This window comes from Pedobacter psychrodurus (assembly GCF_032678585.1).
GTDB classification, from domain to species: Bacteria; Bacteroidota; Bacteroidia; order Sphingobacteriales; family Sphingobacteriaceae; genus Pedobacter; species Pedobacter psychrodurus_A.
The window spans coordinates 19,860-46,071 of the sequence record NZ_JAVTSN010000004.1 but is presented as its reverse complement, the minus strand read 5'-3'; the positions used below and the strand labels follow the sequence as shown (position 1 = coordinate 46,071).

At 42.2% G+C, this 26,212-nt stretch carries 24 protein-coding genes; 5 read left to right on the top strand and 19 right to left on the bottom strand.

Annotated features, from left to right (window positions below; translation table 11 throughout):
- Positions 1–5 precede the first annotated feature (5 nt).
- Positions 6–965, bottom strand: a complete 960-nt coding sequence (locus R2S57_RS03790; RefSeq protein WP_316843779.1) for an NmrA/HSCARG family protein — start codon at positions 963–965, stop codon at positions 6–8.
- 109 nt (positions 966–1,074) lie between these two features.
- On the opposite strand from R2S57_RS03790, the gene R2S57_RS03785 reads away from it, so the two are divergent.
- Positions 1,075–1,455 (top strand): helix-turn-helix domain-containing protein, encoded by a 381-nt coding sequence (locus tag R2S57_RS03785; protein WP_316843778.1) that lies wholly within the window; start codon positions 1,075–1,077, stop codon positions 1,453–1,455.
- A 39-nt stretch (positions 1,456–1,494) separates the two neighbouring features.
- Here the strand turns inward: R2S57_RS03785 and R2S57_RS03780 are convergent, their stop codons facing one another.
- On the bottom strand, positions 1,495–2,058 hold the full coding sequence (locus R2S57_RS03780; protein WP_316843777.1) for a DUF1349 domain-containing protein: 564 nt from the start codon (positions 2,056–2,058) through the stop codon (positions 1,495–1,497).
- A gap of 140 nt (positions 2,059–2,198) precedes the next feature.
- Positions 2,199–2,555 (bottom strand): winged helix-turn-helix transcriptional regulator, encoded by a 357-nt coding sequence (locus R2S57_RS03775; RefSeq protein ID WP_316843776.1) that lies wholly within the window; start codon positions 2,553–2,555, stop codon positions 2,199–2,201.
- Between the two features lie 93 nt (positions 2,556–2,648).
- Here R2S57_RS03775 and R2S57_RS03770 point away from each other — a divergent pair, with 93 nt between their 5' ends.
- The 3 genes from R2S57_RS03770 to R2S57_RS03760 all read left to right on the top strand — a co-directional run bounded on the left by R2S57_RS03770 (position 2,649) and on the right by R2S57_RS03760 (position 4,501).
- Positions 2,649–3,278 (top strand): NAD(P)H-dependent oxidoreductase, encoded by a 630-nt coding sequence (locus tag R2S57_RS03770; protein ID WP_316843775.1) that lies wholly within the window; start codon positions 2,649–2,651, stop codon positions 3,276–3,278.
- 231 nt (positions 3,279–3,509) lie between these two features.
- The gene (locus tag R2S57_RS03765; protein WP_316843774.1) at positions 3,510–3,959 is read left to right on the top strand and encodes an SRPBCC domain-containing protein; all 450 of its coding nucleotides are present in this window, start codon (positions 3,510–3,512) and stop codon (positions 3,957–3,959) included.
- 179 nt (positions 3,960–4,138) lie between these two features.
- Positions 4,139–4,501, top strand: coding sequence for a nuclear transport factor 2 family protein (locus tag R2S57_RS03760; protein ID WP_316843773.1), 363 nt, complete (start codon positions 4,139–4,141; stop codon positions 4,499–4,501).
- A 63-nt stretch (positions 4,502–4,564) separates the two neighbouring features.
- On the opposite strand, the gene R2S57_RS03755 is transcribed toward R2S57_RS03760, so the two are convergent.
- The 11 genes from R2S57_RS03755 to R2S57_RS03705 form a co-directional block, all read right to left on the bottom strand.
- On the bottom strand, positions 4,565–5,938 hold the full coding sequence (locus R2S57_RS03755) for a YeiH family protein (RefSeq protein ID WP_316843772.1): 1,374 nt from the start codon (positions 5,936–5,938) through the stop codon (positions 4,565–4,567).
- A gap of 5 nt (positions 5,939–5,943) precedes the next feature.
- Complete coding sequence (locus R2S57_RS03750) at positions 5,944–7,395, bottom strand: NAD(P)/FAD-dependent oxidoreductase (protein WP_316843771.1); 1,452 nt, start codon at positions 7,393–7,395, stop codon at positions 5,944–5,946.
- A gap of 4 nt (positions 7,396–7,399) precedes the next feature.
- Positions 7,400–8,653 (bottom strand): sulfite dehydrogenase, encoded by a 1,254-nt coding sequence (soxC, locus tag R2S57_RS03745; protein WP_316843770.1) that lies wholly within the window; start codon positions 8,651–8,653, stop codon positions 7,400–7,402.
- A complete protein-coding gene (locus R2S57_RS03740; RefSeq protein WP_316843769.1) occupies positions 8,653–9,252 on the bottom strand; it encodes a cytochrome c in 600 nt (199 codons plus the stop codon). The genes soxC and R2S57_RS03740 overlap by 1 nt, the downstream gene beginning before the upstream one ends.
- A 4-nt stretch (positions 9,253–9,256) precedes the next feature.
- Positions 9,257–10,954 (bottom strand): hypothetical protein, encoded by a 1,698-nt coding sequence (locus tag R2S57_RS03735; protein WP_316843768.1) that lies wholly within the window; start codon positions 10,952–10,954, stop codon positions 9,257–9,259.
- A gap of 14 nt (positions 10,955–10,968) precedes the next feature.
- Positions 10,969–12,300 carry a DoxX family protein gene (locus tag R2S57_RS03730; RefSeq protein WP_316843767.1) on the bottom strand — a complete coding sequence of 444 codons (1,332 nt, stop codon included), beginning with the start codon at positions 12,298–12,300 and terminating at the stop codon, positions 10,969–10,971.
- A 17-nt stretch (positions 12,301–12,317) separates the two neighbouring features.
- Positions 12,318–13,259 carry a cyanophycinase gene (locus R2S57_RS03725; protein ID WP_316843766.1) on the bottom strand — a complete coding sequence of 314 codons (942 nt, stop codon included), beginning with the start codon at positions 13,257–13,259 and terminating at the stop codon, positions 12,318–12,320.
- Between the two features lie 10 nt (positions 13,260–13,269).
- On the bottom strand, positions 13,270–14,631 hold the full coding sequence (locus tag R2S57_RS03720; protein WP_316843765.1) for a RagB/SusD family nutrient uptake outer membrane protein: 1,362 nt from the start codon (positions 14,629–14,631) through the stop codon (positions 13,270–13,272).
- Between the two features lie 15 nt (positions 14,632–14,646).
- Positions 14,647–17,757 carry a TonB-dependent receptor gene (locus R2S57_RS03715; protein ID WP_316843764.1) on the bottom strand — a complete coding sequence of 1,037 codons (3,111 nt, stop codon included), beginning with the start codon at positions 17,755–17,757 and terminating at the stop codon, positions 14,647–14,649.
- Positions 17,758–18,252: 495 nt separating this feature from the next.
- Positions 18,253–18,636 (bottom strand): RNA polymerase sigma factor, encoded by a 384-nt coding sequence (locus R2S57_RS03710; protein WP_316843763.1) that lies wholly within the window; start codon positions 18,634–18,636, stop codon positions 18,253–18,255.
- Positions 18,637–18,968: 332 nt separating this feature from the next.
- Positions 18,969–19,406 carry a hypothetical protein gene (locus tag R2S57_RS03705; protein ID WP_316843762.1) on the bottom strand — a complete coding sequence of 146 codons (438 nt, stop codon included), beginning with the start codon at positions 19,404–19,406 and terminating at the stop codon, positions 18,969–18,971.
- Between the two features lie 465 nt (positions 19,407–19,871).
- Here R2S57_RS03705 and R2S57_RS03700 point away from each other — a divergent pair, with 465 nt between their 5' ends.
- Entirely contained in the window at positions 19,872–21,275 is a 1,404-nt protein-coding gene (locus R2S57_RS03700; protein ID WP_316843761.1) for a hypothetical protein, read from the top strand.
- A 149-nt stretch (positions 21,276–21,424) separates the two neighbouring features.
- Here the strand turns inward: R2S57_RS03700 and R2S57_RS03695 are convergent, their stop codons facing one another.
- The 5 genes from R2S57_RS03695 to R2S57_RS03675 form a co-directional block, all read right to left on the bottom strand.
- On the bottom strand, positions 21,425–22,495 hold the full coding sequence (locus R2S57_RS03695) for a dipeptidase (RefSeq protein ID WP_316843760.1): 1,071 nt from the start codon (positions 22,493–22,495) through the stop codon (positions 21,425–21,427).
- Between the two features lie 5 nt (positions 22,496–22,500).
- Entirely contained in the window at positions 22,501–23,613 is a 1,113-nt protein-coding gene (locus R2S57_RS03690) for a D-TA family PLP-dependent enzyme (protein ID WP_316843759.1), read from the bottom strand.
- Between the two features lie 11 nt (positions 23,614–23,624).
- Positions 23,625–24,095 (bottom strand): RidA family protein, encoded by a 471-nt coding sequence (locus R2S57_RS03685; RefSeq protein WP_316843758.1) that lies wholly within the window; start codon positions 24,093–24,095, stop codon positions 23,625–23,627.
- A 1-nt stretch (position 24,096) separates the two neighbouring features.
- Complete coding sequence (locus R2S57_RS03680; RefSeq protein ID WP_316843757.1) at positions 24,097–25,413, bottom strand: gluconate:H+ symporter; 1,317 nt, start codon at positions 25,411–25,413, stop codon at positions 24,097–24,099.
- A 230-nt stretch (positions 25,414–25,643) separates the two neighbouring features.
- Positions 25,644–26,039 carry a tautomerase family protein gene (locus R2S57_RS03675; RefSeq protein ID WP_316843756.1) on the bottom strand — a complete coding sequence of 132 codons (396 nt, stop codon included), beginning with the start codon at positions 26,037–26,039 and terminating at the stop codon, positions 25,644–25,646.
- Between the last annotated feature and the right edge of the window lie 173 nt (positions 26,040–26,212).

Below are 26,212 nucleotides of genomic sequence, written 5' to 3'. Positions count from 1 at the left end.
ATTCTTTAATAAGAGCGTTTTTCACCGTGCCAACCTGTGGTGCGTAAGAATTGTTCCCAGCTGAGCGAATTTGGATTTATTTTGCGGCTCCATAAAAGATCGCGTTCCTGAGCAAAATAGCCATTTTCAACTGCATAGGCTGACATTCCTAAAATTTCGCTCAACAGGAGTTCATTGGAAGCAAAGCCGGGGAAATGATGGAGAAAATCTTCCCTTGTGAAAGCAGAGCTATAGATGGCTGCTTTTCCGGTAACCTTAACAAAAGTATCGACCATTTCCTGTGGCGAGATGATATCTCCAATTACGGGCAGGGATCTACCCGCATATTGGGCTGGATTAGCAAATATTTCCAAAACAGCTGGTCCTGTGGCCGTGAGCGGATCAACAAAAGGCGCGCGAAAATCCTTCGGCAAATAAATTGGGAATACAAGTTGATCATCCTTTAAATACGGCGTGTAAAATTCCATAAAATTGGTATAAAAAAAGGCCATGTATATAAATGAACTGATGAGGGGAAGCGTTCTGATATACTCCTCAACCCGAGCTTTATCGGTAAAATGCGGCGCAATTTTTTTGCCCGCAGTAATCCGGTCTACATTTTCCAGGCTACTGAAAACAATCTGCTTTACTCCCGCTGCAAGCGCGGCATCGGCCAATTCTTTGCCCAACCCCATCTCATGGGTTTGTGGTGGTGCAATGCCCGGCGTGATCATAAAAACGCCATAAGATCCCCGGAATGCTTCTAAAAATTGTGCTTTGTATCCCAGATCGAGCGGAACATTTATCAGTTCGGCTCCTTGTTGTATCAATTGGATTGCTTCCAGCGAATCAACACGACGGGTAATGCCCCGTACCCGGAACATTCCGCTTTCCAGCAAACTTCTTGCAACACTTAGGCCCTGCTTGCCTAAAACCCCTACTACTGTAATGAGCGGCTTTTTCTCTATTTCTGAATTTGATATCATATCTATTCTAGCAAAAATTTAAACTATAATAATTATAGTTGCAAAAATAATTTTAGCTTATTACATTTGCAATAACTATCGATTTTGATAGCCTCAAATAATTCAGACCGTGAAAACAGAATGTATTGGTGATAGTGTAATCATGAATGGAAAAACTTATCCATGTACAGTGAGCCTGGCCATGGATCTGATTGGTGGGAAATGGAAAACCGTAATCTTATACCACCTAAAAACTGATCCAAAACGTTATAGCGAACTCTTAAAAGAAATGCAAACGGTAACCGAAATGACCTTAAGCCTACAACTCAAGAAATTGGAGCAGGATGGCCTGATCTCCAGAAAGGTATACGGCAAGAAACCTCCGGTTAAGGTGATTTACAGTTTAACTGATTTCGGTAAAACCCTAATCCCTACCCTCGAAGCGATTACGGCATGGGGAAACCTGATCAGCGAAGAAAAAGGAACGTTTATAAATCATTCAAAAATTTAAAGCATTTATAAACTGTCCTATAAGATACAGCATTAATGATTAGCTACCGTCACGAAAATTGACTACACTTTTATCGCTCAGCGTTATAGCCGTTACTTTCCCGCTACAATCTGCTCCAACAGGTGCCTGAATACCAAATCCGATCATCACGTTTTTACCCAGGCCCAAACCAAAAGCACGCACAAATCGCCATTTTAGACCATCAGTAGAGTAATGGAGCCCCCAGAAATCATCCTTGCGGGTAATCCTTAACCAACATTTACCCGTAGAAAGCAATTCGCCATTGGCATCATCCGACCATGGAGCGGTTATTACCGATACCACATTATAGTTCCCGTCTACTCCAAGTTCGACAGCCAGTTTAATCCACCGGTCTTCACTTTCACGCACCATCAAAAAGGCAGCATCATAATCTGCGCTTCCGATGGTTTCCACTTCAGCAGACAAGGTAAAATCGCCAAGCTGTTCGGTGTAAAAAAAGGCAGCATCATCTCTTGTGTAATGATGGTATTTACAAATAAAATCTGTCTTTGGATTGGCAGTCAACAGAAAACCCTCATTGAGTTTTTCTATCTTGCCAGGATTTAGGCTATTATCAAACATAGTTCTATTTAATTGAGATTGGTGACAGAACCAAATTTCTGTATTTTCTCTACAGCAATGGTCACACAAAAACAACATTCGCTTTTATGACAAAGCATAAAAAAACAATGCTTAAACAGAATTTTATGGGTAAAATCTAATTATTCTCTTCCTGTAATCCATTTTCTATGCGTTTCTCCCCACTCTGAAAGAATGGCAATGATCGGCTTAACCGAATTTCCATATTCAGTAAGTTCGTAGGTCACACTGAGTGGCAGGCTATTGGAAACAGTGCGTTTAATGAGCATATTGGTTTCCATTTCTTTAAGCTCTCTGCTGAGCATCTTGCCTGAAATACCGTGTACATTCCGCAGAATATCAGAATATCGCTTTGGCCCAAAAAGCAGGCAGGCCACAAGCGTTATCTTCCATTTTCCGCCAAGCACATACATGGCATCGTATACCGACATGATTGCTCTCTTACATTCGTGGGTAGGGGTTTCTGTTATTTCTGCCATGGTTACCTTTTTGTCACCGTTACTTTTTGTCTTATGGTGACAAAAGTAAACTAATATTTACAATTTTTGCAGCATCAATAATTGAAAAAGAACATGAAAGTAATAGAAAATCTTAAATGGCGTTATGCCACCAAAAAATTCAGCGACCGCAAGTTATCATCTGAAGACCTTGAAAAAATACTTGAAGCGACCAATCTTTCCGCATCATCAACAGGCCTACAGCCTTACCGCATCATCGTTGTGGAGGATACGGCACTTCGTGAAAAACTAGGCGAAGGATCTTTCAATGGCCAGATCGCCCAATCGTCGCACTTACTGGTGTTTGCTGCTTTCGAAAAGATTACCCTCGAGCATATTGAGACTTATATCTCCCATATTGCAAACGAAAGGGGGATTCCTGAAGAAGCGTTGGCAGACTTTAAGTCTGCGCTTGTAGGTGGTATCCTGCCAAGACCTGATGAAGAGAATTTCTCATGGGCGGCCCGACAAGCTTATCTTGCGCTGGGAACAGCCCTAATTGCTGCAGCAGAATTACAGGTAGATTCTACACCAATGGAAGGATTTGATACCGAAAAATTTGATTCGCTGCTGAATTTAAAAGAAAAAGGACTCCGATCGGTTGTTTCTTTAGCATTAGGTTACCGTGATATAGAAGGAGATGTATTTGCCAGTTTTAAAAAAGTAAGGCTCTCTCTGTCTGACTTTGTAAGCTTTGTGAAATAAAATCAGTCAACGTATGATCTACAGGAAGTTGAGCTGGACTTTTTGTAGATTATTACAATATAAATTTGCCTGCACAACATGTCGCAAACCCACCGTTAGAAAGTCGTTTTCATCCCTATAATTTTTTATGTTTTTCTTCCATCTTTGTTTAAAGCAACAGTGGAGCAGCAAACACTTAAAAAACGGGCGAACCGAAAAGCCATAAGAGTAGGAACAATAAAGATCTATTTTATGTCTGATAACAAAGTTTCATTACAGAGAATGATAAAGGCATCACCAGAAAAATTATACCGTGCCTTTACCGACAATACTGCGGTTGCAGCGTGGTTACCGCCTTATGGATATGTATGCACTGTTCACGAACGTAGCGTGCAGGAAGGCGTTACTTATAAAATGTCGTTCCAGAATTTTAGTACCGGCAACAGCCAGGGCTGGACCGGAGCGTTTTTGGAAATAAAGCCAAATGAATTTCTAAAGTACACCGACAAATTTGACGACCCGAATCTTCCTGGCGCGATGATCACCTCTGTATGGTTTAACAAAACAATAGTGGGTACGGAATTAAAGGTATTACAGGAAAACATCCCTTCGGTGATACCAGCTGAGATGTGTTATCTGGGTTGGCAGGAATCCATCGAGAAACTGATCAAACTGGTAGAGGTTGAAATACCGGATGCTTAATCAGCTACAGATATATAAATGGTTTCTCACCTCTTTTTGATAATATAAAAGCCATGCATTTTTTTTGTATGGCTTTTTTATGCATGTGAATTTTCTTCCCATGCTAACACCTTGATCATATGCACTAAACAATTTACTTGCCCTAAACGTCTATATAGTGATAACTAAATTATAACGATATGACCACACAAGAAGTTGCTGACCAATTGGTTCAGCTATGCCGTGAAGGCAAAAACGATCAGGCAATTGAGGAACTTTATGCTGATAACGTGGTGAGCAGGGAGCCAAAAGGTTCTGACATGGAGCTCACTGAAGGTAAAGCCGCTGTAAAAAACAAGACTTTACACTGGGAAGAAAGCGTGCAGGAGATCCACAGTGCTTCTCTTTCAGACCCGATTGTTGCCGAGCATCATTTTTCTTTAGTAATGGATATTGATGCTACTTACAAGGAGCATGGCCGGATGAAAATGAGCGAAATATGCGTTTACGAAGTAAAAGATGGTAAGATCGTTGCCGATGATTTTTTTTATCGGATGGGATAAAAAAATAGCGCTCCGGTTGGTCCGAAGCGCTATTGTAATTAAAGCTCCTGTGATGCTTTAATCCTACTTAAAATCAGGTATCGGGAATATATGCCCCCCAAATAAGATATACGACCAAAGTAGTGTCCAGAAAATGTTAAAGATCTGAGCAGTTACAAAGGTAAATGCCGGTCTGCCGCCCTGTAATTTCACCAGTGATGAAAATTTAGCTTCCATACCAATTGAAATAAATGCGATAGCAAACCATACGGTGCGTAAACCGTTCAAAGTTGGCGCCACACTTTTTGCCGTCGCAGGTGATAACAGGAAGGAGAATATTAGCGATGCGGCAACAAAACCCAAAACAAATTTCGGAAAACGCTCCCATACAATTTTAAGCCCGGGACTTTCAGCTTTAACCAAAACCTCACCATCTGCACTTTTTGGTTTTTTGTAAGCCCACCAGATCGCAATAAAAAATGCAGCAACACCAATAAAAACATTCTGTGAGAATTTCGCGATAACGCCAGCTTTAACGGCAATCGGTCCAACCAGATCACCTGCCGCAGTAACGGTAGCGGTGGTATCTAAAGTTCCGCCCAACCATGCGCCACCAATTACCTCGGGAATATGAAAATACCGTACGGCCCAAGGCTGGATAATCATCATCGGTATCGCCATAATTAATACCAACGTGGTTACATACGATAACTTGCGTTTATCGCCATTAATGGCACCCGCTGCAACAATTGCGGCCGATACACCGCAGATGGATACCGCTGAAGCCAATATTACACCAAATTCGTCATCAACTTTTAATTTACGGCTTAGCCATAGCGAGAAAAACCAAACGGCCGTAACCACAATAATGGCCTGCACAATACCGGGTAAACCCGCTTTAATTAAATCGGCCGATAAAATGGTGGTTCCTAAAATCACCAAACCTGTTTTGATATAAAATTCAGATCTTACAGCTTCTTTTAACCAGTTAGGCAATTTTACCAGGTTACCCAACAGGATACCGATCAGCAGCGCAAACACCACATATTCCAAACCGAAATAAGATACGTTTTTGTTGCCACCAATAATAAAAGAGAGGATAGCCAAAAAGTAGATGAGGGTAAAACCTGCAGCAAATCTGGCTACATTGCCACCCGATAGTGCAATCGCAATGGAAGCAAGTACAAGAAAAACCGCACCAGTTTCCACAATCAGCAACAGGTTTTGCCCTGATAATATTTTACCCAATAAATCATCGGTAGTGGCCCATTTAAAAGCTGGCAAACTAATCGTCGTACCATTATTGGTTAAATAAAGTACCGTTGCAATAATAATTGTTCCTAAAATTACCGCCCACCAATCTTCGGTAAGCGATTGTAAAAATGTTTTTTTGTCGGGTGTTATTCCGGCATCTGTTAAAGCTCCCGTAGTTCCTGAAGCATTGTTTTGTGTTGACATAGTGTTTATTTGTGGTTATCTAATTTGATGTTAAAAATATCTTTTAATACTCTTTTACCTGCATGGTAGCCGCACATGCCGTGTACACCGCCACCAGGGGGTGTGGAAGATGAACAGATATACAATCCTTTGGCTGAAGTTTTATAAGGCGACCATCTTAAAGCCGGCCTGGTAAACAATTGACCAAGGTCTAATATCCCACCGTTAATATCGCCACCTATATAATTGCGGTTATGTGCTTCCATCTGTTCGGTATTCATGGTGTGTTTGGCAAGTATCCTGTCTCTAAATCCAGGGGCAAAACGCTCTACCTGATTTTCGATAATGGCAGTCATATCCTGCGTTGATCCATTTGGCACGTGGCAATAAGCCCAGGCCGTCTGTTTTCCTTCAGGTGCACGCGAAGGATCGAAAAGGCTCTGTTGTGCCAGCAGCACAAAAGGTTTTTCAGCTTGCTGCCCTTTACTGGTTTTCAGTTCTCCTTCAGCTATTTCTTCAAAAGTATTGCCCAAATGTATGGTACCTGCGCCTTTACATTCTTGAGCTGTAAATGGAATCGGACCATCCAATGCCCAATCTACCTTGAAAACGCCCATACCATAACGGTAACGTTCGAGCTGCCATTTGTAAATATTGGAAAATTTATGCCCTGCAATCTGCAATAATTGTTTTGGGGTAACATCAAAAAGCACGGCATGGGTAGAGGGCAATTGATCTAAAGATGTAACAAAAGTTCCGGTTTGGATTTTTCCGCCCAGCGATTTAAAATAATCAGCCAGCGCATTTGCAATAGACTTGGAACCGCCTTTGGGTATTGGCCAGCCTTTAAGGTGCCCGGCAGCCATCAATACCAAACCAATGGCGGTGGTACTCAGATTGCTTAAAGGTTGTATGGCATGTGCAGCCATACCGGCAAAAAGTCCACGGGCAGGTTTTGCTGCAAAACGTTTAACAAAAGTTGTGGCGCTGCTTAATGCTTTTAAGCCAAAGCCTGCCATGGCCAATGGGTGTTTGGGAAAATGTAAAGGCCCTAATGCGTCTTCATCAATCAATGGCCAGGTGGCTGTGATGTTTTTCATTAGGGAAGTATAGGTTTTGGCATCCTTTCCTAAATAATCTGCTGTTTTTTGAATACCATGATCCAATATAGCGGCTGTACCCTCATCAAAGGGGTGTGCCGCGGCCAAACCAGGTTGCAGGTACTCCAGTCCGAACCCGGCCAAAGGCAAAGTTCTAAAAAACGGTGAAGCCAGTGCCATAGGATGGACCGCAGAACATACATCGTGTGTAAAGCCGGGCAAAGTAAGTTCGGCAGAGCTGAGCCCACCGCCAATTACATCTTTACCTTCTATAATTAAAACGGAAAGCCCCTGCTGTTGCAAAAGGATAGCCGCAGCCAATCCATTTGGCCCCGATCCTATTACTATTGCATCATAATCCCGCTTTTCTAATTTCATTTGGTTATTTTATTGGTTCCGGTTTAAATAAAACAGTTCCGTCATCTTTAATCTGCCAGGCCGTAATGGGGTTCATATGATAGCCTCCTAAATTTACGCCGCGGGCTTCAGCCAACTGTGTTAAGGTTGGCTGTAAATAGCCGGTTTCGTCGGTAACCCGACTCAATATTTCCGTTGCATCACCGTTCCAGTCCCAAAGGTGCCTAAAATAAGTATGTGCTTTGCTCAGCACAGGTTCTTGCAACCTGGCCGGTTGCCATGTTTTCCCGGCATCGGTGCTTACCTCTACTTTTTCTACCTTTCCCCTACCGCTCCAGGCTATTCCGCGGATTTCTACCCAACCTTTATTTACTTTTTGAGGGTAAGATGGATAGGTGATAATGGAACGGGCATCCACCTCAAAGCTAAACATTCTGATTTTATCTTTTACAGGATAAGTATATTTTGAGGTTTCTTCCCTGGTCATGTAGGGTTCCTCAGAAAGTTCGATACGCCTTAACCATTTGATGTTCATGTTTCCTTCAAAACCGGGTAAAAGTAACCTGATGGGATAACCCTGTTCAGGCCGTATGGCTTCACCGTTCTGTGCATAAACGATCATGGCATCATCCCATGCTTTAGCGATGGGAATGGTGCGCGTCATTACCGCAGCATCCGAACCTTCGGCCAAAAACCATTTGGCTTTATCACTGATGCCCACTTCGTTGAATAAGGTCGAAAGCATTACACCTGTCCACTCACTCTGACTGGTAAGCCCAAGAATATCTTGTGGGGTCATTTCGGCTTTGCCTGTCCTGAAATTACCGGCACATTCAATAAAACAGGTACGGGTAACCGATGGAAATCTTTTAATATCGGCTAGGGTAAATTTCATCGGATTTTCGACCAGTCCATGGATCAGCAGCTCATGTTTAACCGGATCGATTGTTGGAATGCCTGCATGGTGCCGTTCAAAATGAAGATCGGATGGTGTTATCGTGCTGTGCAAATCCTGCAAAGGAGTACGGGAGGAAATGTCAGAAGGTTTGCGTACCGGTCGCTCAAATGGCGAACGTTTACCCAGCGGACTTGGTCCGGGGCCTACGATTTTAGTCGGATCATCGGTAATATCAGGAAGAACAGTTGTTTCGGACGGCATTTCACCAGCAAACAACGACTGTATAGGTAAAACCGCAGCAGCAATTACGCCACCCAGTAAAGTACGCCTGCTCATCTTACCCGTAGCTATTTTCTGATCTTTGCTATCGTTCTTTTCCATTACTTTATTTCAGGCCCTCCTTTACGGTTGTCCATAATAAACAGTTTTTTCGCAGGCATGACCACCTTATATAGATTTTTGGCATCGAGTACCACATCATCTTTAATAATTTTATTTGCACTGAGCAGGTAAGCGGTTAAACTGTATACCTCATTATTACTTAAAGAACCCGGCAGATTATAAGGCATTGCACGCCGCATATAATCGAATAAGGTGGTGGCATAAGGCCAGTAATTGCCGATAGTTTTAGCTTTACTGGTAGCCGAGGTATCGCCAACCAAAGCTGCACCGGGCAGTTTTACACCAGGTTTCTCCCTACCATCATCGCCATGGCACATCGCACATTTTTGAGCATATAACAGCTTGCCTTTTTTCACGTCTCCCTGCCCTACTGGCAATCCTTTTCCATCTGGCCTGACATCGATATCCCAAACTGCGATTTCCTGAGCGGTAGCTGGGCGGCCAAAACCGAATTTAGTCGGGCGCTTTAAGCTGTCAGTTAATGGCTTTTTCACTTGTGACGGTATAAATGCGGCTTTTAACGACATCAATAACAGCATTACAGGGCACACAAGTAGGATTACCGTTTTTTTGTTCATTATCTTAATATTTACCTGCGCTCAAAGTGCTTTTTGGCAGTACATATTTTCGGTTGTAACGATCGAGCACCACATAAATAGAATCTTTACGCTCGTTAATTCCCGAAAGAATTACCCTGGAGCCATCCGTAGTATCATACTTCAGTACCATATGGTGGCGTTTTACTTCCCTTGGTTTTTCCTCAAATTCCCTGTCACGTCTGGTAGACCATGCGGCCTTATCGATCATTTTATTTTCATCACCGATATGTTGCCATGCCGTTTTGCTGATCCACTGATCTTCTTTTCCCTGATCTGGCTTAGCACGGCCGGCATCTTTACGAGCACCCCTTAGGGCCATTACATTTTTATCCTGCAGGTAAAGCACTTTATCTACGGTATCGGCATAATAGTGAAATGCCCTTTGACCACCTGCAACGCCACTGATCTCGAAAGTACGCTGAATATCACGCATCGGGCTACCGCCACCATTTGATGGATCAATCAGTACCGGGCGGTTGATTTTGAAAGTCAGGGTAGTCCAGTTTTCAAACGTGGCTTCCTGCCATCTGGTCGAATCGAGCGGGTTAAAAGGAACAACCTGTCCATTGATTTTAAACTCACTTACATGATAATTCCCCCTTAATTTTTTAACGCCAGCGGTTGCAGGCTGTTTATAAGGATCGTACTTAAAATTGATTACCTCGGTATAGGTGAGCACACCAAAAAAGATCACAAAGATGAGCACTTTTAAGGTAATGCGGCTGTATTTAAGCCATGGTTTTCTAAAATCGGGGTAAATTCTGAACGGAACCGTATAACGTTCGAGAATTAACAGGTTGTATAATTTAGGGAAATCGTCTGCTGCAAGAAATAGCGCAAGTATCACAAAATAAAATGCATATACGTGCACACCACCATCGTAGGCATAATTTACGAAGGTAATATCGCCCAGTGCCGCAGCCAATAGAATTGCGCCGAAAGTGGTTGTTTTGCGGAAGAAAAGCATTACACCTGCGGCAATCTCCACTACCCCGCCAAAAACCTGGTACCAGGGCACTACCCCTACCGAGAGCCAGTATATTTTTTGTGCAGTAAAATCGCCAAAATTACTGTTCAGCAATCCCAATGATGGATAAGGCATCTGCGTTGGGAAAAGTTTGGTAAAACCAAAACCAATAATCCCGATCCCGGCACGGTAACGCACCACCACCCTGATCCAGTAATAGAGGATATGATAAGATTTACTTTTACGGTCTATAACGGTCCAGATTAATGCACCAACTAATGCAAATACAAGGGCTATACCCCAATCTACATAATCGGCAAGAAAACTCCTTTTTGGAGGCAAAACTGCATCATTTTGCGCTTCATTCTCTTTTAATGCACCATTTTCTGCTTTAGTTTTTTTAGGCCCGTTTTTCTTTACATTTTCATCACCCGATGGCGAATCGGTAATATCACGTGAGCGTTGGCCGCCAAAAAGTGATAAAAAGCTGGGCTGGAAACGGGCGATATCGTACAAATCGCGGTAATGCGGCCGCGACCAATCGAGGGTAAAAACATTTTTATACCAATTGGCCGAAAATGGGATAGACATGGCCAGGAAAAAGATAAACAGCACCCGGAAGCCAAACTTCTTTTGCCACGACCAGGGCTTTTTAGCCCAGATTTGCTGATATGTTAATCCCTTTTCTATCTCCTGTTGTTTTATTTCAGACATAACATTAAGCTTTTTTATAGTTTAAGTGCTTTGCGGCGGCTAAGCTTTAATGGATATTTTTTATCGATTTTATTCAGTACCACATGAACAGAATCGAGGTGCTGATCGGTACCTGAAAGGATCACCGTAACACTATCAGGCCGTTCGTATTTTAACCGCAACCGCTCACCTTTATAGTGGGGGCTTTTGTTGTTTAAAAACAGTACATGGTTAACTGAATCGATCGTATAACTGTAATAATGTCTTCCCGCTGTACCAGCCAGTTCATAATCGCGGTCTTTATCGTTTTTGAATACCTGTTCGTAATTTGCCGAATCCACAATTACCGGGCGATCTGAACGGATACTGATGGTAGCCCATTTTTCAAACACCACATCTTTCCAGCGCAGCGTATTTACTGCCGCATAAGGCAATACATGCCCATTGATCCGGAATTCGCTTACATTGTAAATTCCTGCAGCCTTTGGCAGACCTTTGGCATGGGGAAATTGGTAAGGATCGTGATGAAAGCCCGAATAGGTTTTAAATCCATATAGGAAAACAAAAAAGAAAATGATTAGTGACTTAAGCGCCAGGCGCAGCGATTTGCCTTTACCTGTAAAGCTTGGCTTAAACCTATTGGGCTCTGTCGGCCGCTCAAGCGATACTAAGTTGTAGATCCGCTGTGCGTCGAACCAGATCACGAAAAGAGCAAAAATGATTAGGTAGGTAGCATATACATATTCACCACCTTCATACGCCAGGTTGGATATAAATACGTTTCCGGTAAATACCAGGATAATTGCAGCACCTATAGTGGCTGTTTTCCGGATGAACAACAATAAGCCTGCAAGGATTTCTATCGCTCCCAAAAATGCTTCGTATGATGGCACGATACCCAGACTCATCGAAAATATTTTCCAGTCGGTAAAATCGCCATAACTGGTATTTAAATTACTGATGGATGGAAAGGGTGCCTGCAAGGGAAAAAATTTAATGAACCCGTATCCGATAATGCCAATGGCCAAACGGTAACGCACCACAACCCTTAACCAGTAATAAAAACGGTCGTAATCTATATTTTTATATTTCGATCGTTCCCAGGCAACGGCACCGATTAATGCAATTATGGCAACAATGATCCAATTCACCAAACTATCTGGACCTGGAATAAACTTGGCTGAAAGGCGGCTAAGGTTAAAAATATCGCCGTAACTGATGTGCAGCCAGTTAAAGCCAAAAACCGTTTTAAAAAAATCAACACTCAAGGGAATGGCCTGAAGGATAAAAAAGAGGAAAAAGAACCTGAATATCAGCTTTTCCCGATCAGTCCATACAGGTGGAGATGGTATGTTCGTGTTACTCATTGCTTTATTTTTTAAGATTAGTGATCGTCATCGGCCTTGGCAGCAGCATTTGCGGGTTTGTGAACTTCTTTGATCACCTGCCTTTTTGCGAGGTCATATTTCTGACCTGCACTCAAAAAGAAAAATGGCCCGTTCGATGCTGTAAAATCCTCCCGGTTATTCACCACGTGTTTTTCGCCACTATTGGTGATGGTATTATAATCGTAAATGGCCACAAAAGAATGTCCGAGCACCTGCAACGTATCACGCTGTACCAGAATGGCTGTTGCTTCATTCAAACCAATGCCAATTAAATCGGGCGCTTTACGGATAAAATCGACCAGATCGAACTGGCGGTTACGCACCAATAAATGCTGATCGATGGCCGAATTTTTAAGAAAACCCAACCCTTGTGTATGATCGCCGACCAAAATCTGTGCTCCTTTGGTATCGCCCCGCCATAAAAAGGAACCGATAATACTTGCCCCGGCCGAACTGCCTGCAATTACCCCACCCCTGTTCAGCACATCAATAAAAGCCTGATGGGTAAGGGTGTTGAGGTAAGAATCGGCAATGCGCCATTGACGGCCTCCTTCAAAATAAACTGCAGTCGCATTTTTTAAGGGTGCGATAAATTTTTCGCTATTGGCTTCCTTAAAATCGCTGGTATGGAAAAGTGTTACGTTTTTAATTCCGGTTTGACGTTTCACCTCTTCAACTCCTTTTTTATCAAATGCAGCTGAATCGCCTGATGCAGTGGTAACCACTACCAGTACGGCTTTATCCTTACCACCTGCCAGTTCGGTAAATTTCTCCCAGATATCGCGTTGCGAACCCACATTCCCACCGATAATCAACAGACTGCCTTTTTCGGGGCCATGCCTGGTATCAGATTTTTTTACGGTAATGGGTGATGATTGGGCAAAGGCCGAATAACCGAGTGCAGTTAAGGCCAAAAGAAAAATATTTAGTTTTTTCATGATCAATATTTTAATAACCAGGGTTACGGTTAGCTCCTGCCAGTTGCGGATCAACCAGTGTTTCGTTATAAGGAATCGGGAATAAATAAAGGTGTTTATCGGGCAATGCCAGCACAGTCTGCGCACGGTCTGTGCGCACAAGGTTAAACCAACGGTCGGCTTCGAAAGGGAATTCTACCTGACGTTCTTTTTCGAGTGCCAATAAAATATCACTTAAAGTAGCTGCGGTAGTTGCATCAAGACCTGCACGGCTACGCACCGCGTTTAAATCACTTTGTGCACTGTTTGCACCGGTTAGGTTGCCCTGTTGTGCCCGGGCTTCTGAACGGATAAGGTATAACTCAGCGATGCGGATTACATAAGCCGGATCTGTACCCAACGGATTGCGGTAATATAATTTGCCATACCATAAGTTACCCGGGGGCGCGGTTCGTGCTATCAGGCTATTGCGATTACCGCCAATAGCAGGATTATTCAATAGGCTTACCAAGGCATCATTTGGCGACCATTCTCTTCGGCCACCCAAAGCAGGCGGCAACCACCAGTTGCTGTGTCCGTTGGTATTCGATGTAGTATAAGCCAGTTCCAATACCGACTCGTTGGTAGCGACAGCATTATTTACAAAAAAAGCACTATATGGCGCCACAAGCGAATAATTGCCATTATCACCAATCACTGATGTGGCGAATTGCTCAGCCAGTGCCCAGTTTTTTTGATACAGGTAAAACCTGGCTTTAAGTGCCTGTACTGTCCTTAAGCTTACCCTGTTGCGGCTTACCGCAGTAGGAACCAAAGTTTCAGCTAAGTTTAAATCTTTTAATACCTGCGCATAAGTATCCGCCAGGCTACTACGTGGAATATCACTGTTATCTGATGAAGTGTAGGTCGGTTTTAAGATCAACTGTACACCTCCCCAACCACGGGCAAGATCGAAGTAAGCCAATGCACGTACAAAATAAGCTTCACCCAGGTATTGGTTTTTTAGTGCTGTGGTTAACAGCGGATCACTCACAGTTGGTACCTTATCAATAATATAATTCGATTGAGATATGGTTTTGTAGATGGCGGTCCATGCCGATTGTACATAACCGTTAGTCGCAGAAGTAAGGTGTTTGGTAATCTCGTTTGGATCAGACTGCGAGCCCGACCATTGGATATCTCCGGCAGATAAATAGGAAAGTGCCGGAAAATTCGACCCATAATAACTATTAGCCGCCAAAAGGTTAAATAAACCATTTACGGCGGTAGTTGCCGTGCCTGCATTGATGATCGCCTGATCCTGGTCTACCTGCAACTGGGGCTCTACCTCCAGAAATTTTTTGCAGGAAGTGAACAGGATTATGACTGCGAATATGTAAATAACTTTTTTCATGATTGATTATTCGGTTTAAAAAGTAATGTTTGCACCTATCTGGAAGGTACGTGGCACTGGTGGTGTACCTAAATCGTAACCCAATACGGTGGCCGACGAAGACACATTGATCTCTGGATCCGGACCTTTATATTTCGTCCACAACCAAAGGTTTGAGCCACTTGCATATATCCTTACCGAAGCCATTCTTGCTTTTTTAATAAATTCTTTTGGCAGGTTATAACCCAGGGTTACATTGCTGAGGCGAAGGAAAGATCCGTCTTCAATGTTGCGACTGGTGGGGCTTAACGTGTAGTTCTGTCCGTAAGCGGTAAGTCTTGGCATATTGGTGATATCGCCGGGTTTCTGCCAACGGTCTAACTGGTAAACATCCATTGCCCTGTTGGCATCGCGGGTACCGCCACCTTCAAGGAAATAGTTGTTGTTGTTATACACCTTGTTGCCATACACAAAATTGAAGAATACCGATAAATCGAAACCTTTATAACTCAGGTTATTGGTTAAACCACCGTTAAATTTCGGTAATGCATTTCCTACCGGCACAATATCGTTTGCATTGATTACGCCATTATGATCCGCATCTTCGTAAACTGCATTTCCAGTCTGCGGATCAACATAAAGTTGATTATACACATAAAACGTATACATCGATAAGCCCTGCACCATACGTTCAGCAGCATAAGCTGCCACAACTGGTGTAGGCAGTTTCTCTATTTTATTGATATTGCGCGAAATATTGAAATTGCTGCTCCATTTAAAAGCACCATCCAAGTTGATACTGCTGATATTAAGCTCCAATCCTTTGTTGCTCATTTCGCCTGCATTGGTTAAGATGGATGAAAAACCTTTGCTCGAAGCCAATGGCAGGTTGAGCAACAGGTTGCTGGTGTATTTATCGTAGATATCACCACTTAAAGTCAACCGGTCTTTAAAGAAACTTAAATCGAAACCAATGTTCGCCTGGCGGGTACTTTCCCATTTCAGATCAGGGTTGGCCAATTGTGAAGGTATGGTTCCAGGATTGTTCTGATAATTAGCCCCAGCGCCCCATAATCCACGCGAGGCAAAATCGTTGATCCCGTTCTGGTTTCCCGTTACGCCGATACTTCCACGGAGTTTTAAGTCTGAAATCACAGCAACATCTTTCAGGAAATTTTCCTGTTTAACACGCCATGCCAAACCTGCTGAAGGGAAATATCCCCATTGGTGGTTGGCACCGAAACGTGAAGAACCATCGGCCCTTACACTAAAAACAGCATAATATTTTCCACCATAGTTATAATTTACACGGGCAAAAAATGAAGACAGTGTATATTTTGATTCAGTTGCGGATGAAGTTGTGTTAGCCGCAGAGGCAATCTGCTGGAACGAATCGTTCGGGAAATTGGTACCCTGCGCCAGTGTTTGATTGGACACTGATCCCTGTAATGAATTACCTACCAAAGCACCAAAAGTATGCTTGCCAGTAACATGATTATAGTTTAAAGTCTGCTCATTGGTCCAGATGGTATTATTGCTTACACTTGAGCTACCGAGGTTTTTGTTTGCAATGCCCAGGTTGGTTAAACTGTTCCAATACTGGAATTCGTTGTATTGGTTATAATCAACACTCCAACTGGTTTTAAAAGTCAAATCTTTTGTAATATTTACTTCACCATATAAATTGCTGATCAGCCTGTTGCTGGTACTGTTCATATTGGTATTGTTCAGTAGTACATCAAGGTTATCAAAACCTGCCCACTTGCCCGGTGTTCCATCGGCATTTACCTCTGGCAGATAAGTTGGCGTATGTAGGGCCGATTGCAGTATTCCTCCCTGTGGCCCATCGCCTACCCGCGCATTGGTACGGTAGGTTTGGGTAAGGATATTGCTGGTTCCTATTTTTACATAATCATTGATTTTCTGGTCGAGGTTGAGTTTAAAACTTCCTCTTCTAAAGTCGTTCGTTTTAAGGGTAGCTTCCTGTTTGTTTAAACCACCACCGATATAATAGGTCGTTTTATCGTTACCTCCTGAAACAGAAAGATCGTAGTTTTGCAGCAGTCCGGTACGAAAAGCCTTATTCAACCGATCATAGGTATTCTGATCTTGAGGTAAACCCCGCGCGGCAGGAGTGGCGGTTGGATTATCCGAAAGTGCGCGGAATGGTTGAAATTGATAGGTGGTAGCAGGAGCTGTTCCATTTGCTGCGGCAATTGCAATGGCATCAGCATTGGAGTTTCTATAAAATTCATTAACAAGTTCGGCATGTTGTGGCCCTGTTACCAGATCCCATAATTTAGGTGCTTTTGCCACACCGACATAAGCACTTAAACTAACTTTTGGTGCTGTATTGTATTTACCGCGTTTGGTGGTGATCAAAATTACCCCGTTGGCTGCACGTGCACCGTAAATGGCCGTTGCATCGGCATCTTTTAGAACGGTTACGCTTTCAATATCATCAGGACTGATATCAGACAAGGGGTTATTGGCCTGTCCCTGCGTGGTCAGTTTTTGTAGCGAGCCGCTGTTTACATAAACACCATCAATCACATATAAAGGATCGTTACTTGCATTGATTGATGTTGTACCACGGATCCGGATAAACATCCCATCACCCGGAACGCCTGTAGAAGTGCTTACCTGCAAGCCTGGGGCTTTACCCTGCAGCTGTTCTGCAAAGGTAGCGGTTGGCTTAGCCCTAACTTCATCTACCGCTATGGTAGAAACCGAACCTGTTAACGATTTTCTGGTCTGGGTACCATAACCTACAACAACCACATCGTTTAACTGACTATTGAGTTCTTTTAACCTGATGGTAGTGGGACTTGTGCTCACCACGATTTCTTTAGTCTCGTAACCTACTGAAGAAAGGATTAAGGTATAAGGTAATTTCTGGCCAGTTACAAAAACAAATTTCCCATCACCATCGGTAGAAACAACGTGGGTAACACCTTTAATGCGGACTACCACTCCGGGCAATGGCTGTTTGGTTAGGGAGTCGATTACTACACCTGCCAATTTCGAATTAATCAATGGCGGCGGCTCAACCTGGGCAAAAATTTTAAGGGGCACGGTTAGCACGCTGAGGAGCAAAACGAGGCTGACCAATAAGAACGGTTTTTTCTTATGGAGAAATATTTCCATATTTAACGGGTTTTATATTAATGATTCAATTCATTTGATAAGACTGGAGTGGGTATCAGTGCGTGATTGGCGTTACAGAACTGATATTCCATGATAACCGGCGAGGCTTCCTTGCCGGTTCTTTTTTATATAAGGATTTCAATACATATTGTAGGGAATTGGTGGTTAGTTTTTAATACGCAATAGGTTTTGGCCTATGGTTACGGGGGAAATCAAAATCAACAACAGCACATATTCCCGTAGATATAAATTTTCAAAACAATGCGTTTATGATTAATATCAGAGATAGAAGAGGTTCTGGGAGTTATTGTTGCATTCATGATCAGCAAACATATCGATAAATATTTAATCTACAAAATCCATAGACTAACTATTAATATTGTTACATCCGCGCTGAATCAGGGCTTTAGCAGCGATGGAATTATATTTTGAAAGAAAATAAAAGTTCATTTGCTCAGACTTGACTAGGATTGAACCTCCTATTGATACTATAAATTAACTATCGACAATTTCATTAAGTTGCCTTTTTCCCTTTAAGAACTGATCCGAAAGTACACCATCGCTTCTAAAATAATCCGATGCTTTATCATAACCAATATCAGCCTGCTTTTGATAAAACAAAGAAAATATACCATCCCTAACCATGGCATACAGATGACCGGAAAGATCCTGGATATCCACCTCACCCCGCAAATGCCAGAGTTTAATAAAAACATCCTGTATCACCCCGTTCGCCTCTTCCTTATTTCGAAGCTTGTTATAAGCATGGTTAAGCAGCAAATGATGGTAACGGTCAAAAATTTCCGCAAAACCGGCATAATCACTTCTACCCAGTAAAACAACAAGCTCGTGATCAGTAAATGATGATAAATTGTTCAAAATGTTTTATATTATATTAATCAGTTGTGGCATCACCCCATGCTTATTAAAGATTGCTTAGCTTCAAATTACTAGCGCAATCATGAGCTCTTATTGCAATTTACACCACCACAGCCATGAGTATAAGTATTCTGAAAGCAAATATATACAAAATCTATAGATTATATAGATTACAAATAAAAACAGATAAAATGATGAACTATTTTAGTCCCATCCTCCCCCTGCTGTCGCATTAAAATAGAAACCGCTTTTGGTGTTTAAGCCAAAAGCGGTTTATTGCACTATACCCATATAAGATCAAGGGGAAATTTTGATCAATATGATCCGATTGTCTAACCTCCAGTGCTCGAAATGTTTACGTTCGACATATCTACGGCATAATAAGGCGCACTGCTTGTTGGCATTGGCGGGCCAGAAACCCACTTGATCACTACATAACCTGAAGCGGTAATTCCGGTCTCCATCACACGGCCATCTAACTGTGTTCTTCTGCCATAAATATAGGTGGATGGATGACAGCTGATCGAACCGATTACCACACCTACCTCCCATTGCCCTTGAGAATATGGATTGCTTGAATAGTTTGCCGCGTAATTTACATTCGTTAAACTAAAAGAAGTTGGGCCATAGGTAAGTGAGAGATTAAAATTGTTTTGGGTTAAAGTACAACTGTAAAAAGAGTTCTTTGGTTTCAGTGTTCCGTCCTTTGCATTTAGCGCTACCGAAACATTAATAAGCAATAACAATAAGAGTAGTGATTTTTTTAACATGGTTTGGTTGTTTAAGGGTTAATTAATATATATTCAGATCTATATAGGTTTATCGATAATCTGATGATACAGCATCCAACTCATTGAATATCAAAGAAGCAGCACTCATCACAGTTGGTTTATAATTTGGTGATATAAAGCTATCATCTATAGGCTATAAGAGAAATGCATAAACCGATCATAATGATGGATAATTACACCATACAGGTAATTACTAACACAAAAAGCATCAAAAACACGAATACAGTTTTGTAATATTTAAATTACAAACGCATCTCTTTTATTTTAAAGCATTAACTTAATATATAAATCCATCACCGAATGGATATATTTTTAGCACAATTACTAAAACGTTTTATTTATATCAGAAACAGAACTTTATCACAACAACGGCCGAAAAGATGAAAAGGGGGACAGCCAAAGCATATCTGAGCAATCAACTCAACCTAAATATAAAAACCCATTATGAAAAACAGATTAATCCTCATTCCAGGCCTCTTAATCTTCCTCAGCCTTTCTTGCAAAAAGGCTGCACCGGAAGATGCCGAGCAACTTTCTAAAAGTCCTGTTTCCGTTACAAACAACACTTTACTCGCAGAGCCTCCCCTCACCTGGCAGGAACATTGGTTCGATCATGTACAGGTATTACAGCGTTTTTATCACGACACCAGTATTGTGGTTTATCATGATAATGATGTAAGCAGCACCGTAACCTGGCCAAATACCTACCTGGCGCAGGTTTGGAACTATACCAAAAACAAATATGGATCTTTTGGCTCCGACTCCCGCTTATGGGCAATATTCCACACCGGAAAATATAGCGGCGGCCACCCCAGTACCTATATGGATGCCAGCCACGATTATAGAAACGTAATCGACGTAGGTTCTTCCAGCTCGACTGCCTGGTTATCGGGCACTGGAAACGATCTCGATCTCACCACGCACGAGGTTGGCCATATTGTTGAAGGTGCATCAAGAAATGTACTCAATTCGCCTGCATTTGGTATCTGGCACGACAGTAAATGGATGGAAATATACATCTATGATGTTTACATTGGTCTTAACCGCCCTGCTGATGTTCAGCGCTGGTATAACCTGGTGGCCAATGGCGCAGAAAGTTATCCGCGCGCCCAAACTTATTGGTTTAGAGATTGGTTCTTCCCTATTTACAGCCAACAAGGCGATGCCAGTTCCTTAAACAAATATTTTAGTTTATTGGCTCAATATTTCCCAAAAGAAACTGTAAACAATGGCCAGGGTAATATCGTACGCTTTTCAAGATCGATGAACTATGGCGAATTTATACACTTCTGGAGTGGTGCAACCGGCATCGACCTTAAACCGCTTGCTTTAAGCGCTTTTGGAACCCTGGATGAACAGGGCAATAATTGGACTACCCAACTGAACACAGCCAAAACAGCTTTTCCAAATGTAAGCTATCTGAAAGATATTACTGCTCAGGCTGCCCTAAGTGTGAGCAATGAAAACGCTGGTGGCGCTTCAGCTGCCGAGGGCTCTTCGAAACTTACCGACAGTTATTACAATACCAAATTCTTTTTAGGAAGTTATCCGACCACTTTTTGGACACAGCTCACTTTCCCAACCAGTCAGGTTGTTAAAGGATACACCATTACCGCAGGTAACGATGCCCCTGACCGCGATCCAAAAGGGTGGAAACTGATGGGATCAAACGATAATGTAAACTTTACCCAACTGGATATCCGCAGCAACCAAACTTTCGATCTCAGAAGACAGACCAAGAAAATACTGATCAGCAATACCACTGCTTATAAATATTATAAACTGTTTATCACCTCGAACAATGGAAGTACAGATCTTCAATTTAGCGAATGGAGATTATTGCAGTAAAATATGAATGATCATGACCGGGAATTTAAGAGTTGAGCAATTCCCGGTCATTGTTTATTCCCCTTTTCCAGAAGGCTGTCCGAAGGGCGGGGTGTATCTACACTAAATCAAAGACAGCTTTACATTTCATTACAGGTTAGTTTGATGCTTCAAGCCCAGGCTTTTCTTAAAAACCTGATCCAGTTGCCATGCATTAAATTTTCGATATCCGTTTTACTGTAACCACGTTTTTCGAAAAGATGAGGAACTTTATCCAGGTCGGCAATGCTTTCCAGATCATAAGGACACTGCTCCCTTCCAAATGCGCCATCCAGATCAGAACCGATACCAACGTGGTTGGCATTGCCCGCAAGCTGGCAGATGTGATCGATATGGTCGATCATCACTTCCAGGTTACAGTTCATTTCTTTGGGAGTAGAAATTCCCCTCTTCCAGTTGGGAACCATCATCCAGGCATCCAATGCAGCACCAATTACAGCACCACGCGCAATTAATGCCTTAATCTGCTCATCACTAAACTGCCGGTTATGGTTCACCAATGCCCTGCAATTATTATGCGATGCCCATATATGGCCATTAAAATGACCGAGCGCATCCCAAAAACTATCGTCACATAAATGCGTGGCATCAAGGATAATATTAAGTCTTTCTATTTCGGCAAGCAGCTCGTAGGCTCCAGGGCGTAATTTACCAGTCGCGTCTGTTCCCTGAGCGTATCGGCCCGGACCATAGTGTGCTGGCCCTATAGCCCTCAAACCACTTTCATAAGCTTGTTGCAAATAATCAACATGTACGATAGAATCGGCCCCCTCTAAACTTAAAATATAGCCGATCCGTTTCTTTTCATTTGGAGAATCATCTTTCCACAAAGTGAGGTGTTGTTCTAAACTTGCCAGATCGTTAACCTGAGTCATTTCGCCGCGATCCTCCATTGCTTTATACCAGGCCAATTGACCCTGCGTTTGTGCCCAGGCCTGCTCGGGAGAGTGCCATCCAGGTAATGGATTTTCTGGTGCTACAAAGCGGGCAATTTGCGTAGCCACCACCAGGCCAATATTACTCTTACGCAGTTCGGGCAGAGAAACCGTTGCTCTGCCACGGTCAGGTTTGTCTGACAATCCCTGTTCACGCCCGTTTATTTCAGCTAGCGGCCGTGTTAAATCACGGTTCCATTCCAGCGCATTCATACTTAAATCGAGATGGGCATCTATCGTAAACATATCAATTATATCGTTATTTTTCTTTTTCTTGAACTGATCTTCCAGATCTGATCAGCACGGGCTGAAGAAACGGAAATGGCATATTCGTGTAAGGCTACGGTTGGACAAATGTGATAAGGTAGGCCATAAAGCAGATCGCCAATTTGATAAGGGTGATTTTCTCCGGCATCCAATACCAGATGTTCTTCGCTTTGACTAACCGCAATAAGTTCCGGAGCATTTAAAAATACCACCCTTTTATCAAGTGGTTTTTCTGCGGCTACCGCTTTATGTCCCAGATCGCAACAGATCAGATTGCTTTTGGGTAGAGAAACGACCCGCGATACCACCAATGCAGCGGTAAGAAATTTCTGTTCCTCAAAAGCATCCTGATAGCCTTTATCCCAAAGTGCAAAAGTGCCCGGACTGCAATCGAAATCAGTCTGAGTGTTGTAAACCGTAAAAGTTGGCGTTCCGCCAGCCACAATGATGGGTACATGATTAAACCGGGTCTGGATTTCAGCACCCAGGTAATTTAGCACATCAATAATGACATTAGCTTTTTCAATACGGACCGCAAAAGCGTGATCGTGGATATGACCATCATAGGCATGCAGTCCTTTAAGCATTACGCCATCCATTTCAACAACCTTACAGTACAGATCCAAAACATTTTCAGGAAGAATCCCGGTACGGTCCATCCCCACATTTACATCAATAAACACATCGCTTTTTATTCCACTGTTTCTAGAAAGTTTAGCCAACAACTGCGCGGTGTTTTCATTATCGATCAAACAGCTATACCTGCTCAATGGATATTTTTGCTGAAGTGTGATCAAACGATATAAATTTGGGCCAATGGGTTGATAAGCAAGTAAAATATCAGCCGCTCCGCACTCGCCAAGCATTTCTGCTTCGGCAATGGTGGCACATTTAAATTTCGAGATACCTATATCCATCATGAGTTTGGTTAGCTCAGTAGATTTATGCGTTTTAACATGCGGACGCAAACGGCTTTTATCATCGATCATCGAGATCAATAGCTGAATGTTCGCCTTGATCCGGTCTTCGTAAAAGATTAAACCAGGCGATTCAATTGAACCGGGATTGTCTAAATGGTACCATTGCTTTTCTATCATGGCCAAAAGTTTTAATACAGCTCAAATAAGGCTTCAATTTCTACAGGGATATTATCGGGTAGTGATCCAAATCCTACGGCACTTCTCACGCCGATCCCGTTTTCGCTGCCCCAAACTTCGGCAAAAAGTTCGCTGCATCCATTAATGATGAATGGATGTTTTTCAAAATCTGGCGTACAGTTCACCATTCCCAAAACCTTAATTACCCTTTTAATTTTATCCAGGCTTCCTAAATTGGTTTTGATGGTCGATAACATGGTTAACCCTACCTGCCGCGCAGCAAGTTTGCCTTCTTCCTGATCCATATCAGCGCCTATACGACCGATAATCAATAATTTATTATCTCTCACCGGACCGTGTCCGCTCAGGTAAAGGTATTTTCCGTCAATAAGGTAAGGTTTATAAACACCCAGCGGTGCTGGTGCCGGTGGTAAGTTTAAACCAAGTTTCTCAAAGCGTGCATCTGCAGATAAATTTTCCATATTATGATATTATTATTTTAAGTAAAAGTACGCCGGCAAGGCCTGCTGTACCAACAATCGATTCCATTAATGCCCAGGAACGAAAAGTATCTTTAAGGCTTAAATTGAAATACTCTTTAAACATCCAAAATCCGGCATCGTTTACATGCGAAAACATTAAACTCCCGGCCCCAACAGCCAAAACCATCAGGTTTGGGTCGGTGTGGGTGGCCACCATGAGCGGCGCAATAATGCCTGCGGTGGTTAAACCTGCCACAGTTGCCGAACCTACACAAAAACGGATCAGGGCGGCAATCAACCAGGCCAAAAATAAGGGTTCAACGGCCAATCCTTGTAAATAGATGGCAATTTCTTTACTCACACCGCTTTCGGTCAAAATCTGCTTTAATGCGCCAGATCCTGCAATAATGAATAAAATCAGCGCGATATCTTTTAAGGCATCACTAAAAATACCCGAAAGATAATCCATTTTTTTGCCTCTCGAGAGGCCGAGAAAATAACTGGCCAATATTAAAACAATCAGCATCACGATAGAAGGATGCCCCAAAAATGTAACTACCTGAATAATGGAAGATTCGGGATCTAAAAATAAAGGAAGAAAAGAAGCCAGTCCTAACAAAATTACCGGCAAAAGCGCGGTAAAAAGACTGATAAATGTTCCAGGCAACTCATTTTCTGGTAATTCATTTGCAACAAAGGAAGCCATAGGCGTAGAAGGGATCTTTTTTAAAGTTTTGCCAAAAAGTGGCCCTCCAATTACGATTGCCGGTATGGCTACAAGCATTCCGTAGAACAGGGTAAGCCCCATATTGGCCTTAAACTGTACCACTAAAGCGGATGGCGATGGATGCGGAGGTAAAAATCCATGGGTAACCGACAGCGCTGCAAGCATAGGCAAACCAATATACAGAGCGGGTAATTTATAGCGGTACACCACAGAAAAAATTAGCGGCACCATGAGTACAAAACCAATTCCATAGTACAGGGGAATCCCAATCACAAAACCAGTGATCACCATGGCCCATTGGATATGTTTAGCACCAAAAATATGCATCATTACTTGGGCAATTTTTTGTGCAGCGCCGCTCTCTGCAACCAGTTTACCCAGCATGGCGCCTGTGGTAATGATAATGACCAGTGATCCCAAAACATCACCGATCCCTTTTTCAACCGCTCCGGCAATTTTTGGAAACGGAAGGCCCAGGGCCACACCTGTAAGTACCGAAACGATCAAAAAAGCCAGAAATGCATTGACCTTAAAAACAGAGATCATCACAATCAATAGCGCAATACAAATTAAAACAATTACTATAGTCATTAATTTTTTAGGTATTTCATGATTTACAAGATGCAAAATAGGAATTATTTTGTTTGCAGCTTCGATAGCGCATTGCTTCTATGCTGGCCAAGCAGCAGAATACCTAACCGGCATTTTAGGGAATTTTAGATAAATATATTTAAACAGGCTGAATTAAAAAATTCCAGCTTAAAAGTATATACCTAAACTAACATGAGTTGTGAAATTATTTGCATTGAAAAATGTAAATTTTAAACTTCAACTTTAAATCCTAAATCAACATCATATCCTGATTGTCCTCCTTGAACACCCCAACTTTCTTTTTGACTGTCTCTAACCACAATTAAAATATGATCTTTGGGGATTCCAAATTCATACAAATTTTTAGCGATTTCACTAAATAACTTTCTTTTTGCATCAATTGAACGTCCCGAAAATGCGTCAATACTTATTAAAGTGTATAATTCAGGTTTAGCTTTAGTTGGTGAAACTGCAAATCTATGCGGTGGGTGAACTAAAAGTATAATGGTTCTATCCTCAGGTGGAATTTGAAATGCTGTTACCATTGCTGAATGAACGGAGTCGATAATTTTCAGCCCCTCTTCTTCGTTATAGTCTTTTCTAACTTCAATTAAAATTGCTGGCATAATATTTTTGTTTTTAACATGCTTTTTGTATTCACTTACAGATTAGTTTTATAAACGAAAATTAAATAATTGAATACGGGGGCATTCAGGGAAATTAAAAATTGCAAGTTCTCCAGGCTTACCATAGTTTTGATGTAATTTCTTCATAAGCAGTCAAAATTTCATCTGATTTA

Bases quoted from the DNA above. Each gene is read 5' to 3' on its own strand.
- R2S57_RS03790 (WP_316843779.1), bottom strand. From the start codon at position 965: ATGATATCAAATTCAGAAATAGAGAAAAAGCCGCTCATTACAGTAGTA.
- R2S57_RS03685 (WP_316843758.1), bottom strand. From the start codon at position 24,095: ATGGAAAATTTATCTGCAGATGCACGCTTTGAGAAACTTGGTTTAAAC.
- R2S57_RS03675 (WP_316843756.1), bottom strand. From the start codon at position 26,039: ATGCCAGCAATTTTAATTGAAGTTAGAAAAGACTATAACGAAGAAGAG.
- R2S57_RS03720 (WP_316843765.1), bottom strand. From the start codon at position 14,631: ATGAAAAAAGTTATTTACATATTCGCAGTCATAATCCTGTTCACTTCC.
- R2S57_RS03770 (WP_316843775.1), top strand. From the start codon at position 2,649: ATGAAAGTAATAGAAAATCTTAAATGGCGTTATGCCACCAAAAAATTC.
- R2S57_RS03780 (WP_316843777.1), bottom strand. From the start codon at position 2,058: ATGTTTGATAATAGCCTAAATCCTGGCAAGATAGAAAAACTCAATGAG.
- R2S57_RS03715 (WP_316843764.1), bottom strand. From the start codon at position 17,757: ATGGAAATATTTCTCCATAAGAAAAAACCGTTCTTATTGGTCAGCCTC.
- R2S57_RS03690 (WP_316843759.1), bottom strand. From the start codon at position 23,613: ATGATAGAAAAGCAATGGTACCATTTAGACAATCCCGGTTCAATTGAA.
- R2S57_RS03750 (WP_316843771.1), bottom strand. From the start codon at position 7,395: ATGAAATTAGAAAAGCGGGATTATGATGCAATAGTAATAGGATCGGGG.
- R2S57_RS03700 (WP_316843761.1), top strand. From the start codon at position 19,872: ATGAAAAACAGATTAATCCTCATTCCAGGCCTCTTAATCTTCCTCAGC.
- R2S57_RS03725 (WP_316843766.1), bottom strand. From the start codon at position 13,259: ATGAAAAAACTAAATATTTTTCTTTTGGCCTTAACTGCACTCGGTTAT.
- R2S57_RS03760 (WP_316843773.1), top strand. From the start codon at position 4,139: ATGACCACACAAGAAGTTGCTGACCAATTGGTTCAGCTATGCCGTGAA.
- R2S57_RS03735 (WP_316843768.1), bottom strand. From the start codon at position 10,954: ATGTCTGAAATAAAACAACAGGAGATAGAAAAGGGATTAACATATCAG.
- R2S57_RS03775 (WP_316843776.1), bottom strand. From the start codon at position 2,555: ATGGCAGAAATAACAGAAACCCCTACCCACGAATGTAAGAGAGCAATC.
- R2S57_RS03755 (WP_316843772.1), bottom strand. From the start codon at position 5,938: ATGTCAACACAAAACAATGCTTCAGGAACTACGGGAGCTTTAACAGAT.
- soxC (WP_316843770.1), bottom strand. From the start codon at position 8,653: ATGGAAAAGAACGATAGCAAAGATCAGAAAATAGCTACGGGTAAGATG.
- R2S57_RS03765 (WP_316843774.1), top strand. From the start codon at position 3,510: ATGTCTGATAACAAAGTTTCATTACAGAGAATGATAAAGGCATCACCA.
- R2S57_RS03740 (WP_316843769.1), bottom strand. From the start codon at position 9,252: ATGAACAAAAAAACGGTAATCCTACTTGTGTGCCCTGTAATGCTGTTA.
- R2S57_RS03705 (WP_316843762.1), bottom strand. From the start codon at position 19,406: ATGTTAAAAAAATCACTACTCTTATTGTTATTGCTTATTAATGTTTCG.
- R2S57_RS03730 (WP_316843767.1), bottom strand. From the start codon at position 12,300: ATGAGTAACACGAACATACCATCTCCACCTGTATGGACTGATCGGGAA.
- R2S57_RS03680 (WP_316843757.1), bottom strand. From the start codon at position 25,413: ATGACTATAGTAATTGTTTTAATTTGTATTGCGCTATTGATTGTGATG.
- R2S57_RS03695 (WP_316843760.1), bottom strand. From the start codon at position 22,495: ATGTTTACGATAGATGCCCATCTCGATTTAAGTATGAATGCGCTGGAA.